The following is a 16,001-nucleotide window of genomic DNA, read 5'->3' on the forward strand; positions in this document are numbered from 1 at the left end:
CCCCCTCCCTATTGCGGACCGTCGGCGACGGCTTGATCGATCAGAGCGCGGACGCGTGTGGCCTCATCCTGATCCACCCAATCGTGATCGGTACCGTCCGAGCCGATCTTCGAGTCAACGGTATCGCCGGGGTGTGACATCTGCTCACTCAGGACCTTCGGCTCCGAAACGACGCCGTCGTCCTTGTGCAACCAGAGGAAGAATTCCACATTGCCGGACGGTCCGGGAAGCGGGCTCGCCACGACCGCTCGAGTGGTGAGCCCGAGAGATGCCGCCATCGCCGCGACGTCCTCGACCGCCTCTGCCCGCAGTCGCGGGTCACGGACCACCCCACCCGCTCCGACACGGTTCTTTCCGACCTCGAACTGCGGCTTCACCATCGGCAATGCGTCGCCCCCGGGGCGGAGACAGCCGGCGAGCGCAGGCAGCACCAGCTTGAGCGAGATGAAGGAGAGGTCTCCGACGATGAGATCGACCGGGCCGCCGATCACTTCCGGCGTGAGATGACGGACGTTGGTCCGATCGTGGACGTGCACCCGCTCGTCGGTCTGCAGCTTCCACACCAGCTGCCCGTAGCCGACGTCGACCGCTTCCACTTCACGAGCACCGCGTCGCAGCAGCACGTCGGTGAAACCGCCTGTGGACGCGCCTGCGTCCAGACACCGTTTACCGTCGACGGACACCCCGAGCGGTTCGAATGCGGCGAGGGCGCCGAGCAGCTTGTGCGCCCCGCGGGAGGCCCAGTCGTCGGTCTGCCCTTCAGTCACCACGATCGGCGTGTCCCTGGCGACATTGGTCGCAGGCTTGCTGGCCGGCGTTCCGTTGACTTTGACATTCCCGGCGTCGATCAGCTCGCGGGCCTGCTCGCGGGACCTGGCGAGTCCGCGCCGCACGAGTTCGGCGTCGAGCCGTGCACGAGCAGCCATCATCGGCCTTTCTGTCTAGGGCAACGGATCCTTCTACGGCAGCAGATGCGGTTGCGTTCAGCCACGGCCGGCGTCTTCCAGCGCCGCGGCGAGTCTGTCGTGTGCGCTGGTGAGCAGTTCCGCCTGCCGGGCGAGCGCACCGAGGTCGAGTTCGTCACCGGCGGCCGATCGAACCATCTCCGCCTCCTCCAGCAACTGCGCGGCAGCGGCCAGCGCCGGATGCTCTGCCGGGTCTGCGGGCGGCGCATTGCGTGCGGCCAGATCCGCGGCGACCGACGCCGGTGACGGACCGGGGCGGGGTGTATTCGGCTCACTCATGACGAGACCAGGCTAACGCAGCGGTGTCAGTCCGAGGGCGGTGAGAGTCTCCGCCGCCACGTCGTCCTGGGCGGCGATCCGCAGATCGAACGAACCGACGTCGGCAGTCCACACCGCGTGCGCGAGCGCCGCGGCGAGACTCGCCTCGGTTCCCGTCGAACGCGCGGCGACCGCGACGTGCTGGCCGTTGATCTCGATGCTCCACTCGGGACGGGGACCGATCGCGGACTCCGCCGCCGGCTCCTTGAGCGCGTCCAGCCCGGACGCGATGTACGTCGGCCGCTGCCGCGGTTCGGCGGCGAGCAGTTCGGGTCCGCTCGTGACGCCGCCCAGGACGAGCAGACTGTCGATCCCCACGGTGTGCGCGCCCTCGATGTCCGTATCGAGCCGGTCCCCGACCATCAGGGGCCGCTTGCCGTCGGTGCGCGACAGTGCGCCTCGCATGATCGGTGCCGCGGGCTTCCCTGCCACGGTGGGCTCCTGGCCGGTCGCCGAGGCGATCGCCGCTACCATCGATCCGTTTCCGACCATCAGTCCGCGCTCGGTCGGCAGGGTCGAGTCGACGTTGGTCGCCACCCAGGCAGCGCCACGTCGCACCGCCAGAGCGCCCTCAGACAGCTGCGCCCAACCGGTCTCCGGGGAGTGGCCCTGGACGACAGCCGCCGGCTCATCGTCGGCGGAGTCGACCACAGTCAGCCCGCGCGCCCTGATCTCATCGCGAAGAGCATCAGCACCGACGACGAGGACCTTCGAACCCGTCTCGACCGTCTCCGCAACCAGGTCCGCTCCGGCCTGAGCGCTGGTGACCACCTGCTCGGACTTCGCGTCGAACCCCAGTGAGAGGAGATGATCGCGCACCTGCTCGGGACTACGGCTGGCATTGTTCGTGACGAACAGCGCGGTGCCGTGTGTTTGCGCCACGGCCTCGATCGCGCCGGGCAGTGCTGTGGAACCGGTGTACAGAGTTCCGTCGAGATCGAGCAGAAGCACGTCGTACGCATCGCCCAGAGCCACGGAGGCCGACGACGGTTCACTATGGCCGGAGGTCGACGTATCTACGCTCGGTGTGCTCTCGAGCAGGTCCATCAGCCGGAACTCGGCGTCGGTCTGGTCATCGATATCGGCGGCTGCCGCATTCTGGAACCAGGTCACCGCGTCGGCTCGACGGCCAGCAGCCTCGAGGGCCGAAGCGTAGGCGAAGAACAGCCGCGCGGCCTGGGTTCCGGTCCGACCTGGACGCAGGTCCTGATCACTCAGCGCACGCACCGCCGACTCGGGATCTTTCAGGTCGATGAGAGCACCGGCCTTGACCATGGCCATCTCGAGCGCAGCCTCAGCGCTGAGATCGCGTGCCTCGTCGCTGTCGGCGATCTCGACCGCACGTCGGGGCTGTCCCAGCCCGCGTTCGCTGTCGGCGATCAGCGGCAGCAGCGCATCGCTCCCGCTCATCCTTCGCGCGGCACGCAATTCGGAGATCGCTTCCTGCCATTCCCCGGCCGAGTACGCCACAATGCCCGCGGTCTCGCGGACGACGGCGATCCGTGCGGCCCGAGCCCGAGCGGCACGGGCGTGCGCCAACGCCTCCTGCGGATCGTCCTCCAGCAACGACGACGCCATCACCAGATGACGTGCGACCCGGTCGGCCGTCGGCTTGTCCAAAGCTGACAGATCCCGCCTGACTTCCGGATCGAGATCCGATGCCGAGACGTCGTCGGGAATCCCGGGTCCGGATGACGCATGGTCGTCCGTCCGTCGCTGCCGCCCGTTTCGCCGGCCGCCCGGATTCCGTCCGCCACCAGTAGTACTCATAACCGTCTAATCTATTCGCCGACCTGCGAACAAGCTAACTGAGAACGAGTGGATGGCCAGCCGCTGGTCCGTACCGAGACACCGCGCCACTGTTTGTGCTGAGTTTCGTTGGCTCAGCAAGCGTGATGAATGGCCATGACGGTGGTGCGGCCCCGAGGACGGGGCACGATCCGCTGCATTCTCGCTTGGTTTCGACTCGCTCCGCTCGCTCAACCGGCCTGCAGCGGGTGCGCGCTCAACCAGCCTGCGGGAACCGCTCTCCGACCCCCCGCGGTTTGTCGAGTAGGCGGGTGAGCGCAGCGAGCACGCCGTATCGAGACCACTCTGCCCGTCGTGTGGTGGTTTCGACTCGCTTCGCTCGCTCAACAAGCCTAAGAGGGTGCGCGCTCAACCAACCTGGAAAGAACGTCGCCCGAGGTTTGTCGAGTAGGCGAGCGAGCGTAGCGAGCACGCCGTATCGAGACCACTCTCCTCCCGTGTCGTGGTTTCGACTCGCTTCGCTCGCTCAACCAGCCTAAGAGGGGTGCGCGCTCGACCGGACTGGAAAAGACGGCCCCTCGAGGTTTGTCGAGTAGGCGAGCGAGCGTAGCGAGCACGCCGTATCGAGACCAGCCTGCCCGTCGTGTGGTGGTTTCGACTCGCTTCGCTCGCTCAACCAGCCTGAAGCCAGCCTGAAGAGTGCGCGTTCGCGGTCCGTCAGGCGCGCCGTACCCCAGACAACACTCGCCGGGGGGCACGTCCCGGGAAATGGGTTGAGCCCCGATCAGACGGTGTCTGATCGGGGCTCAACAAGTTGTGTTCGGCGGTGTCCTACTCTCCCACACCCATTACAGTGCAGTACCATCGGCGCAGGTGGGCTTAGCTTCCGGGTTCGGAATGGGACCGGGCGTTTCCCCACCGCTATAGCCGCCGTAACAATATGAAACCATCCACACCACAACCCCTCACCAGAGTTGTGGTCTGTGTGTTGTTTCAGAAGTACATAGTGGATGAACGAGCAAACATTCTGTGTGCGTGTACGCAATCACCGAAACCGACTCACACAACCCATCCGTCGTGATTCGTTGAATCCGAAAAGAATTGTTGGTGAGTGTTGTTGGTAAGTCCTCGGCCGATTAGTACCGGTCACCTGAACACATTACTGTGCGTACAGTTCCGGCCTATCAACCCCATCATCTGTAGGGGGCCTTACCCCACCCGAAGGTGGGTGAGAAACCTCATCTTGGAACAGGCTTCCCGCTTAGATGCTTTCAGCGGTTATCCCTTCCGAACGTAGCTAACCAGCAGTGCTCCTGGCGGAACAACTGGCACACCAGAGGTTCGTCCGTCCCGGTCCTCTCGTACTAGGGACAGGTTTCCTCAAGTTTCTACACGCGCGCGGCGGATAGAGACCGAACTGTCTCACGACGTTCTAAACCCAGCTCGCGTGCCGCTTTAATGGGCGAACAGCCCAACCCTTGGGACCTACTCCAGCCCCAGGATGCGACGAGCCGACATCGAGGTGCCAAACCATCCCGTCGATATGGACTCTTGGGGAAGATCAGCCTGTTATCCCCGGGGTACCTTTTATCCGTTGAGCGACACCGCTTCCACATGCCGGTGCCGGATCACTAGTCCCGACTTTCGTCCCTGCTCGACATGTACGTCTCACAGTCAAGCTCCCTTGTGCACTTACACTCAACACCTGATTGCCATCCAGGCTGAGGGAACCTTTGGGCGCCTCCGTTACACTTTAGGAGGCAACCGCCCCAGTTAAACTACCCACCAGGCACTGTCCCTGAACCCGATCAGGGTCCGAGGTTAGAAGCCCAATACGATCAGAGTGGTATTTCAACAACGACTCCACCCACACTAGCGTGCCGGCTTCACAGTCTCCCACCTATCCTACACAAACCGCACCGAACACCAATACCAAGCTATAGTGAAGGTCCCGGGGTCTTTTCGTCCTGCCGCGCGTAACGAGCATCTTTACTCGTACTGCAATTTCGCCGAGCCTGTGGTTGAGACAGCAGAGAAGTCGTTACGCCATTCGTGCAGGTCGGAACTTACCCGACAAGGAATTTCGCTACCTTAGGATGGTTATAGTTACCACCGCCGTTTACTGGGGCTTAAATTCTCAGCTTCACCACCCCGAAAGATGATTAACCGGTCCTCTTAACCTTCCAGCACCGGGCAGGCGTCAGTCCGTATACATCGTCTTACGACTTCGCACGGACCTGTGTTTTTAGTAAACAGTCGCTTCTCTCTGGTCTCTGCGACCACCACCAGCTCACACCGAAAAAGTGATCACCGGTCGTGGTCCCCCTTCTCCCGAAGTTACGGGGGCAATTTGCCGAGTTCCTTAACCACAGTTCACTCGATCGCCTTAGTATTCTCTACCTGACCACCTGTGTCGGTTTGGGGTACGGGCCGTGTACCAACTCACTAGAGGCTTTTCTCGACAGCATAGGATCACCGAATTCACCACAACGGCTACGCATCACCTCTCAGGCTCAAAAAGACACGGATTTGCCTATGTCTCACCCTACAGGCTTACACCAACTATTCCACCAGTTGGCCCGGCTACCTTCCTGCGTCACCCCATCGCTTGACTACTACACCCAAGGTCCCACGCAGCCACCATCAGAGAAATCCGAAGAAATCAACGACAGCTTTTGGATGGTTAGTACAGATGATTCATCACTGGGCGCGGATACACGGGTACGGGAATATCAACCCGTTGTCCATCGACTACGCCTGTCGGCCTCGCCTTAGGTCCCGACTCACCCTGGGCGGATTAACCTGGCCCAGGAACCCTTGGTCATCCGGCGGACAAGTTTCTCACTTGTCTTTCGCTACTCATGCCTGCATTCTCACTCCCACACCCTCCACAACTGGATCACTCCGCTGCTTCCACGGATGCAGGACGCTCCCCTACCCACCCACACCACTACACACCCACCCGCAGGCAGGCATGGATGAAATGTGTGAGTGCCGCGGCTTCGGCGGTGTACTTGAGCCCCGCTAAATTGTCGGCGCAGAATCACTTGACCAGTGAGCTATTACGCACTCTTTCAAGGGTGGCTGCTTCTAAGCCAACCTCCTGGTTGTCTCAGCGACCCCACATCCTTTTCCACTTAGTACACGCTTAGGGGCCTTAGCCGGCGATCTGGGCTGTTTCCCTCTCGACTACGAAGCTTATCCCCCGCAGTCTCACTGCCACGCTCTCACTTACCGGCATTCGGAGTTTGGCTGACGTCAGTAACCTGATAGGGCCCATCGGCCATCCAGTAGCTCTACCTCCAGTAAGAAACACGCAACGCTGCACCTAAATGCATTTCGGGGAGAACCAGCTATCACGGAGTTTGATTGGCCTTTCACCCCTACCCACAACTCATCCCCTCCATTTTCAACTGAAGTGGGTTCGGGCCTCCACAACCTCTTACAGCTGCTTCACCCTGGCCATGGGTAGATCACTCCGCTTCGGGTCTAGACCCAGCGACTCAACACGCCCTATTCAGACTCGCTTTCGCTACGGCTACCCCACACGGGTTAACCTCGCCACTGAGCACTAACTCGCAGGCTCATTCTTCAAAAGGCACGCCATCACCCACCACCCCGAAAGGTGCGCAGGCTCTGACGGATTGTAAGCGTCCGGTTTCAGGTACTATTTCACTCCCCTCCCGGGGTACTTTTCACCTTTCCCTCACGGTACTAGTCCGCTATCGGTCACCAGAAAGTATTTAGGCTTACCGGGTGGTCCCGGCAGATTCACAGCAGATTCCACGAGCCCGCTGCTACTTGGGAACAATCGAAGCCAGTCAACACGCTTTCAGCTACGGGACTCTCACCCACTACGGCAGACCATTCCAGGCCACTTCACCTAACATGTCGATTTATCACTGACCCACCGCACGGCAGCACGATGAACGATCACCCCACAACCCCACACGCACAACCCCTGCCGAGTATCACATACGCATGGTTTAGCCTCCTCCGCTTTCGCTCGCCACTACTCACGGAATCACACTTGTTTTCTCTTCCTGTGGGTACTGAGATGTTTCACTTCCCCACGTTCCCTCCACACCCGCTATACATTCACGAGTGGGTAACACCACATCACTGGTGCTGGGTTTCCCCATTCGGACACCCTCGGATCACAGCTCGTTTGACAACTCCCCGAGGACTATCGCGGCCTACCACGTCCTTCATCGGCTCCTGGTACCAAGGCATCCACCGAACGCCCTCAAACACTTACAACAACACCCACAAACACACCCCACACACCACAACAGTGCCCGAGACGCGAATGCGGACAACAAACAAAAACAACGATCACAACACGCGATCGCACAAACCAGAATCGAAATTGCAGAACACACAACCCAACAAGAACACGAAAGAACTCGCTGGGCTAGATGCTCGCATCCACTATGCACTTCTCAAACAACACACACCCACCACCCCCAACACCCCACACTCGGGGCGGAAAACAGTGAGCACCAAGACAACCCGCGCAGAACGCGTGTTCCCTCAGAACCCCGATAGTGTGCTTCGTCCACAACCGCAATCACTCACGGTCGACCACCCGCCGGCCCGCCCGCATCTCGCAGGCCACCGACAAACAAATGATGGATTCTTGTGTTTCACCCATGAACAAACACCGACCCGATACACATTCGGCACCAGCATCGACGTGTTGTTTGCTCCTTAGAAAGGAGGTGATCCAGCCGCACCTTCCGGTACGGCTACCTTGTTACGACTTCGTCCCAATCGCCGATCCCACCTTCGACAGCTCCCTCCACAAGGGTTAGGCCACCGGCTTCGGGTGTTACCGACTTTCATGACGTGACGGGCGGTGTGTACAAGGCCCGGGAACGTATTCACCGCAGCGTTGCTGATCTGCGATTACTAGCGACTCCGACTTCATGGGGTCGAGTTGCAGACCCCAATCCGAACTGAGACGCGCTTTAAGGGATTCGCTCCACCTCACGGTCTCGCAGCCCTCTGTACGCGCCATTGTAGCATGTGTGAAGCCCTGGACATAAGGGGCATGATGACTTGACGTCATCCCCACCTTCCTCCGAGTTGACCCCGGCAGTCTCCTGCAAGTCCCCGGCATAACCCGCTGGCAATACAGGACAAGGGTTGCGCTCGTTGCGGGACTTAACCCAACATCTCACGACACGAGCTGACGACAGCCATGCACCACCTGTACACCAACCACAAGGGGGGCCGTATCTCTACGGCTTTCTGGTGTATGTCAAACCCAGGTAAGGTTCTTCGCGTTGCATCGAATTAATCCACATGCTCCGCCGCTTGTGCGGGCCCCCGTCAATTCCTTTGAGTTTTAGCCTTGCGGCCGTACTCCCCAGGCGGGGTACTTAATGCGTTAGCTACGGCACGGAACTCGTGAAATGAGCCCCACACCTAGTACCCACCGTTTACGGCGTGGACTACCAGGGTATCTAATCCTGTTCGCTCCCCACGCTTTCGCTCCTCAGCGTCAGTTACTACCCAGAGACCCGCCTTCGCCACCGGTGTTCCTCCTGATATCTGCGCATTTCACCGCTACACCAGGAATTCCAGTCTCCCCTGTAGTACTCAAGTCTGCCCGTATCGCCTGCACGCCTGCAATTGAGTTGCAGAATTTCACAGACGACGCGACAAACCGCCTACGAGCTCTTTACGCCCAGTAATTCCGGACAACGCTCGCACCCTACGTATTACCGCGGCTGCTGGCACGTAGTTGGCCGGTGCTTCTTCTCCAGGTACCGTCACTTACGCTTCGTCCCTAGCGAAAGAGGTTTACAACCCGAAGGCCGTCATCCCTCACGCGGCGTCGCTGCATCAGGCTTGCGCCCATTGTGCAATATTCCCCACTGCTGCCTCCCGTAGGAGTCTGGGCCGTGTCTCAGTCCCAGTGTGGCCGATCACCCTCTCAGGTCGGCTACCCGTCGTCGCCTTGGTAGGCCATTACCCCACCAACAAGCTGATAGGCCGCGGGCCCATCCTGAACCGCAAAAGCTTTCCACCACCAACCATGCAATCAGTGGTCCTATCCGGTATTAGACCCAGTTTCCCAGGCTTATCCCAGAGTCCAGGGCAGATCACCCACGTGTTACTCACCCGTTCGCCACTCGAGTACCCAGCAAGCTGGGCCTTTCCGTTCGACTTGCATGTGTTAAGCACGCCGCCAGCGTTCGTCCTGAGCCAGGATCAAACTCTCCAACAAAAAATGCAGAAACCACAAGATTTCAACACAAAGCCAGAAAACAGAACCTGACCAAATCCAAAAAACTGACATGGTAAAAAATTCATCCAAAACACTCACCAACCCCCCAAAAGGGCCGGCAAGCACAATCTGTCCAAAAATCTCCCACGCCACAAAACAAAAAAATAGTGGCACAAGAAATCCAAAACACACTATCGAGTTCTCAAAGAACACACACCCACCAGAACCAACCCCCACAAACAAGGGCCGAACACCAGCAGACATCTGCAATTATCCGCCACCCCGTCTCCGAGGCGACCTTCCCAGCCTACCAGACTGGAATCTTCCCTGCAACCGCGACATTCTCGCTCTCCGAAGAAGAACGGGAAGTCTGCCAGGCGCAGGACCGCTACTCTACCCCCACCGCCCCGGCAAGATCAACTCACCGACCGGAAGGGCATTTCGCTCGCCAGCACCGACGCGCTGACCTGCAATAAGTTACACACCGTTGAGGCTGAGTCCCAAATCGCCAGGTCAGCGGTCCGACTGTGCGGTCAAGCGCCGATCTTGGCGCCGGCGAAGGTCTTCTTACCGCGGCGCAGGACGAGCCACTTGCCGAACAACAGGTCATTCGAACCCGGCGTCCAGTCCGCGTCGGTGACCTTGACGTTGTTCACGTAGGCACCGCCCTCGTCGACGGCCCGGCGAGCGGCCTTGTTGCTGTCGGCGAGTCCGGACGCGACGAGGAGCTCGACGATAGAGGGCGTGGCACCGGCGTCGAACTCGGCGAGGCCCGTCTCCCCCAGCGCGGCGGCGAGGGTGGGCTCATCGAGCTCGTTGAGTTCGGCGCGCCCGAACAGTGCGCGACTCGCCAGCTCCGCGGCGGCCGTCTGGTCTGCACCGTGGATGAGGGTCGTCAGCTCTCGAGCGAGGCGCTTCTGCGCCTCGCGGAGGAATGGCTTCTCGGCCGTGAGCTTCTCGAGCTCCTCGATCTCCTCCCGGCTCAGGAAGGTGAACCACTTGAGGAACTTCACGACATCGGCGTCAGCCGTGTTCACGAAGTACTGGTACCAGGCGTACGGACTGGTGAGCTCAGGATCGAGCCACACGCTGCCGCCCCCGGTCGACTTGCCGAACTTCTTCCCGTCGGCCGAGGTCACCAGCGGCACCGTCAGCGCATGGGCCGTACCACCGTCGACCTTCCGGATCAGGTCGACGCCGCCGATGATGTTGCCCCACTGGTCGGATCCGCCGATCTGGAGCACGCAGCCGTACTTGCGGTACAGCTGAAGGTAGTCGTTGGACTGCAGGAGCAGGTAGCTGAATTCGGTGTAGCTGATTCCGTCGGATTCGAGGCGCCGCTTCACCGTGTCACGCGCGAGCATGACGTTGACGGAGAAGTGCTTGCCGATGTCGCGCAGGAACTCGATGGTCGACATCGGGGCGGTCCAGTCGTTGTTGTTGACCAGAACGGCACCTGTGTCGGAGTCGTCGATGGTCACGAACCGCTGGAGCTGGCCGACGATCTTGTCCGCCCACCCCGCGACCGTGTCCACGGAGTTCATCGTCCGCTCGCCGACGTCGCGCGGATCACCGATGAGACCGGTGGCGCCGCCCGCCAGCACCACGGGACGGTGACCGGCGAGCTGGAACCGGCGCAGAGTCAGCAGCGGGACCAGGTGTCCGGCGTGCAGGCTGGACGCGGTCGGATCGAAGCCGGCGTACAGCGAGATCGGCTTCTCCAAGGTCTCGCGCAACGCTCCCTCGTCGGTACTCTGCCCGATGAGTCCGCGCCAGATCAGGTCGTCGAGGATGTTCTCGGCCACCGGCGGTTCACGCTTCCTTTCCGGTGAAGCGGGCGTGCTCCTCATCTGAGACCGCACGCGCGTCGTCGATCAGCATGTCGGGGATCCCGTGGGCGTCGATGGCATAGGCGACGCGCAGACGCGGGTTGTAGAGTTCGTCGCCCGCATCGATCAATTCACCCAGATCCTGGGGGCACACCAGTCGGTCGCGAACCACCGGATCGATGCCCTCGGCACGTGTTGCCATCAGCTCCCACTTCGTCTCGTCGATCGCGCCGCTCATCGCCTGTCGCGAGCGGCGCCTACCGCCTTCAGGCTACTCGGCGCCACCATCGTCTCCGGCGGGGAGCGCCGTCCAGTCGATGGTCGCGGCCGCGGACGCCGTGTAGCGGCGATAGCGACCGTCCTGGTCCCGATACCAGACCCGCGGTCCGGGCTTCGGCAGACCGCGCGCCGCGATCCGGCTGGTCATGGCCCGGAACGACTCCGACAGCGGGATGGAGTCGGCGACCCACACCAGGTGCGGGCGCTCGGCCGCGGGAAGCTCGCCCAGGCCGACGCGGATCTGGGTCGGAGTGAGCGACGTGGCGCCGCCGCGCAGCGTGACGGCGGCGACGGCGAGCTGCTCGCCCGGCTCGCCGACCGCGTACACCGCAGCGAGTTTGATGTCCGGGATCAACGAGAGCGCATGTTGGATGGGCACCGGATAGATCGGGCCCGACCGGCTCCGGATCACCGCCTGCGCCGATCCCATGTACCAGAGGTCGCCGTCGGCGTCGGATTGGAACAGACTCCCCCCGACCTCCCAGCGATCGTGCGGGCGGAACACGTCGCGCAGGACCAGACCTGCCGCCTCGAAGCGCTGGCCGGCGTGCGCGACCAGCATGCCGACCTCGCCCGGTCCCGCTTCCCGGACGAAGCCGGTGTCGCGGTCGATCTCCATTCGCTCGGCCACCGGGTCGTAGGCGGCGACGCGCACCGGGTTGGTCTCGGGCAGGGCACGGCCCATCGCTCCGATCTTGCTGTCGTCGACATTCGCCAGGATCGCGGATCCGTCCGCGGTGGCGAAGAACTCGAGCACCCGCGCATTCGGCAACGTCTCGCGCAACCGAGTCCAGACCCCCGCCGACAGTCCGGAACCCATGAACAGGCGGACGCTGCCGAGCTGACCGGGATCGAACTCCGGCGCGTCGACGATGTCGGCCAGCATGTTCCAGGTGTACGAGACCACGGTGACGCCGTAACGGCGCACTTCACGGGTGAATCGCTCGGGATCGATCCCCGTGGACAGCGCGATGCGCGACCGCCCGGCGGCGGTGGCTCCCAGCGTGGTCAGCAGACCCGAGGCATGGTGAAGTGGCGGCAGGCAGTAGACCGTGTCCCGGTTCGACAGTCCGGCCGCGGCGGCAGCACCGAATGCGGACATGGCGAAGCGATGGTTGGTGACCGACCACCGATTGAGCCGGCCCTGCGTCTCGGTGAACAGGATGAACGCGAGGTCGCCCGCCAGTCCGGGGTCCGGGCGGTACCAGACCGGCATACGGACGCGTTCCGGGTCGATCTTCTCCATGTCGACGATGTGCTCACCGTCAGCGCGCTCGATGGCACGGGCGTCGCTGCTGCCTCCACCCAGCACCAGCACCCGGTCGCACACGGCGGCCGCACGGTCGAGGTGAACCGGATCGGAGACGATGATCCGCGTCTCCGCCAGGGTGAGCATCTCCGGCAGCGCGTCGCTCGACGAGAGCAGCACCGCCACGGCGCCCAGTCGCGACAGCGCGGCGATCGTCACCAGGGCGGACGGGCGCGGGTCCATCATGAGGCCGACGTGCACCCCCGGCCGGATGCCGCACTCGATGAGGCCGGCGACCACGTTGTCGATCCGCGCGTTGACCTGAGTGTGCGTCAGCACCCGGTCCTCGAACAGAAAGACCTCGTCGTGGGGCGTGCGCTTCGCGTTCTCGCTCATCAGCTTGCCGAGCGAGACGCGGGTCGACGGCTGGATCTGGCCGAGCCGGAACAGCCGCGGAACGGTGCGCACCGACTCGGTCGCCACGGCCCGGGTGGTGCGCTGGAGCGAATTGACCGCCTCGAGAAGCTCCTTGGAGACCGCGGTGCCCGCACCGGCGACCTGTCCGACACCGTAGGTCAGCCGGTTGCTCCAACTGATCCCGCTTCCGGACTCGCTGCGAGTCCTGCTCATCGGCGTCACCGCCGCCGGCTGCTCTCCGTTGCCCTCGCGCCATTGGATCCACTCGCCGACCGTCGGCCAGGTGAGACGTCCGGCGTTCGATCCGACGACGAGACCGAAGTGCCCGACCGGCGCGGCGGTCTCGTACACCTCGGCGTCGGGCGCGGCGCGGACGATGCCGCGCACGGCCAGTGGCTGACCGATGTCGTCGGTCTCACCGACGAAGGCGAGGACCGGGCAGGTGATCTCGGTCATCGACACCACTTCGCCGTCGATGACGAAGCCACCCGACATCATGCGGTTGTGAACCACGAACTGGCGGAGCAGTTCGGCCACGGCCGGACCCGACCACGCGACCCAGCCCTCCTGCTCGATGAATCGTCGCTGGTCCTCGCGCGGCAGCAGGGCGTCGCGATCGTGGAGTTTGCGCAGGAAGTCGATCCGGCTGCGGGCCGTCTTGACCGGATCGGCCAGCTGGAACCCGGTGCGTGCCAACCAACTCGGGATCCACAGTCGGTTGAAGACATTGTCGGCGACGAACTCCGCACCGGGAACCACGAGCTGTGCGGGCAGGCCCAGCGGAAGGGCCGCCAGTACGTCGACCGGACTACCGAAGGTGACCACGCTGGCAAGTCCCTCTGAGCGCCGGTAGGCCGCCGTCTGATAGGCGAACATGCCGCCCTGCGAGTATCCGCCGAGGTGAACGTCCTGGCCGACGACCCGCCGGACCAGATCGATCACCCGGCTGATCGCCACCACGTGGTCGGTGAGCGTGCGCTCCATCCCGCCCTCTTCGTGGTCGGGCGAACCGAAGTCGACCACCCAGGGAATCACCTTGTGCCGGTACAGAACCGAGACTGCGCCGTTCTCCTGCGTCACGTCGTAGACGTTGGCCGACACCATCATCGGCGGGATCAGGATGATGTGGGCGAAGCCGTCGCCGGCGTCGTCTGGAAAGTACCGGCGGAGGCGGTACATCTTCTCGGTCTCGACCACCTTGTAGGGTGTCGGCTCGGTGCCGGTATCCAGGCCCCCCATCCGAATGACTTCGAGACCGTTCTGTGCGGTCGCGACGATCCGTCCGACCGTGCCGGCGACATTTGGCAGACCCTTCACCGCGGTAACTCCCCTCACCACTTCCGATGCCGCGGCCGCCGACTGATTCGGCGTGTGCGAGCACGTGCAGTGTACTAGTCGCCGAATCCGTCACGGCCGTCACCGACTGTGAAGTACCCGCGAGTCGGCGCGTACGGTGATGCCGGTTACCTGCCCGGACACGCCGCGCCGGAGTCAGGCGAGCGCCGTCCGGAGGTCGGCGATCGTGGCGTTGGCCACCGAGATCTGGCGCTCCACCTGCGACGAGGCGGTACCGCCGAAGGCATTGCGTGACTCGATCGAGCCCGAGACCGTCAGCACCTCGCGCACCTGCGGCGTCAGCGCCGGATTGATGCGGGCCATCGTCTCATCGTCGAGTTCGTCGAGTCCGACCCCGCGGCTCTCGGCCTCACGGACGCAGGCGCCCGCCACCTCATGCGCGACCCGGAAGGGAACACCTTGGCGGACAAGCCATTCCGCGATATCGGTCGCGAGGGTGAAACCGGCCGGCGCGAGTTCGGCCATCCGGTCCGGATGGAAGGTCAGGGTGCCGACGAGTCCCGCCATCGCCGGCAGCAGCAGTTCCAGCTGCGCGACGGAGTCGAAGACCGGTTCCTTGTCCTCCTGCAAGTCGCGGTTGTACGCCAACGGCTGGGCCTTCAGCGTGGAGAGCAGACCGGTGAGGTTGCCGATCACTCGACCGGCCTTGCCGCGTGCCAACTCGGCGACGTCGGGATTCTTCTTCTGCGGCATGATCGAGCTGCCCGTCGACCACGCGTCGGCCAACGTCACATAGCCGAACTCCGGGGTGCTCCAGAGGATCACGTCCTCCCCCAGGCGGGACATGTCGACCGCGACCATCGCGAAGACGAAGGCCGCCTCGGCGGCGAAGTCGCGGGAGCTGGTCGCGTCGATGGAGTTCTCGGCCGCACTGGCGAAGCCGAGGTCGGCGGCGATAGCCTCCGGGTTCAGCCCGAGCGACGAGCCGGCGAGCGCACCCGACCCGTAGGGCGAGACGGCGACGCGCCGATCGGCGTCCACCAGACGCGCGACGTCGCGCAGCAGGGGCTGGGCGTGCGCGAGGAGAGTATGGCCGAGGAGCACCGGCTGGGCCGCCTGCAGGTGCGTCTTACCCGGCATCACCACACCCGGGTTGGCGGCGGCCTGGTCGACGAGCGCCTGCGCGAGGTCGAGCACGCCCGCGCCCACCCGCCGCATCGCTGCCCGCAGCCACATCCGGAACAGGGTCGCGACTTGGTCGTTGCGGGACCGGCCCGCGCGCAGCCTGCCACCGAGTTCGGGGCCGACCCGTTCGATCAGCCCGCGTTCGAGCGCGCCGTGTACGTCTTCGTCCGACTCCGCGGGCACGAACACGCCCGCGGCGACGTCCGCGGCCAGACGATCGAGTCCGGCCTGCATGGCCTCGGCGTCCGAGTCCGTCAGTAGACCCGCCGTCGCGAGGACGCGGGCGTGCGCCTTCGACGCCTGGATGTCGTACGGGGCCAACGCCCAGTCGAAATGCGTCGACTTGCTCAGCGCGGCCATCGCCGCGGCCGGGCCGTCGGCGAACCGGCCGCCCCACAGAGCCCCCTCGTTGGTGCCCTCGTGGCTGTTCTCGGACGATGTGGTGTCGGATGTCGACATGAGGGCAGTACTCCTCGCGT

Annotated in this window: 7 protein-coding genes and 3 rRNA genes; all 10 read right to left on the bottom strand. The window is 63.3% G+C overall.

The window, feature by feature from the left end; genetic code table 11:
- Positions 1 to 8: 8 nt before the first annotated feature.
- Positions 9 to 926 carry a TlyA family RNA methyltransferase gene (locus ACZ5QD_RS06490; RefSeq protein ID WP_045538021.1) on the bottom strand — a complete coding sequence of 306 codons (918 nt, stop codon included), beginning with the start codon at positions 924 to 926 and terminating at the stop codon, positions 9 to 11.
- Between the two features lie 57 nt (positions 927 to 983).
- Positions 984 to 1,244, bottom strand: a complete 261-nt coding sequence (locus ACZ5QD_RS06495) for a hypothetical protein (RefSeq protein ID WP_045537983.1) — start codon at positions 1,242 to 1,244, stop codon at positions 984 to 986.
- Positions 1,245 to 1,256: 12 nt separating this feature from the next.
- Complete coding sequence (locus tag ACZ5QD_RS06500; protein WP_045537981.1) at positions 1,257 to 2,903, bottom strand: HAD-IIA family hydrolase; 1,647 nt, start codon at positions 2,901 to 2,903, stop codon at positions 1,257 to 1,259.
- 947 nt (positions 2,904 to 3,850) lie between these two features.
- Positions 3,851 to 3,967 (bottom strand): 5S ribosomal RNA (rrf, locus tag ACZ5QD_RS06505).
- Between the two features lie 181 nt (positions 3,968 to 4,148).
- Positions 4,149 to 7,292: ribosomal RNA gene (locus tag ACZ5QD_RS06510) — 23S ribosomal RNA — on the bottom strand.
- A 454-nt stretch (positions 7,293 to 7,746) separates the two neighbouring features.
- A 16S ribosomal RNA gene (locus tag ACZ5QD_RS06515) occupies positions 7,747 to 9,267 on the bottom strand.
- Together the 16S, 23S and 5S rRNA genes form the textbook arrangement of a ribosomal RNA operon.
- A 533-nt stretch (positions 9,268 to 9,800) precedes the next feature.
- Positions 9,801 to 11,072 carry a tyrosine--tRNA ligase gene (gene tyrS / locus ACZ5QD_RS06520; protein WP_006895479.1) on the bottom strand — a complete coding sequence of 424 codons (1,272 nt, stop codon included), beginning with the start codon at positions 11,070 to 11,072 and terminating at the stop codon, positions 9,801 to 9,803.
- Positions 11,073 to 11,079: 7 nt separating this feature from the next.
- Positions 11,080 to 11,298: a Trm112 family protein gene (locus ACZ5QD_RS06525; protein WP_039867034.1), complete on the bottom strand. Its 219-nt coding sequence runs from the start codon at positions 11,296 to 11,298 to the stop codon at positions 11,080 to 11,082.
- A gap of 69 nt (positions 11,299 to 11,367) precedes the next feature.
- Positions 11,368 to 14,358 (bottom strand): AMP-binding protein, encoded by a 2,991-nt coding sequence (locus ACZ5QD_RS06530; protein ID WP_006895477.1) that lies wholly within the window; start codon positions 14,356 to 14,358, stop codon positions 11,368 to 11,370.
- Between the two features lie 174 nt (positions 14,359 to 14,532).
- The gene (argH, locus tag ACZ5QD_RS06535; protein WP_006895476.1) at positions 14,533 to 15,981 is read right to left on the bottom strand and encodes an argininosuccinate lyase; all 1,449 of its coding nucleotides are present in this window, start codon (positions 15,979 to 15,981) and stop codon (positions 14,533 to 14,535) included.
- Positions 15,982 to 16,001: the final 20 nt, after the last annotated feature.

This window comes from Gordonia sp. J1A, from assembly GCF_055393515.1.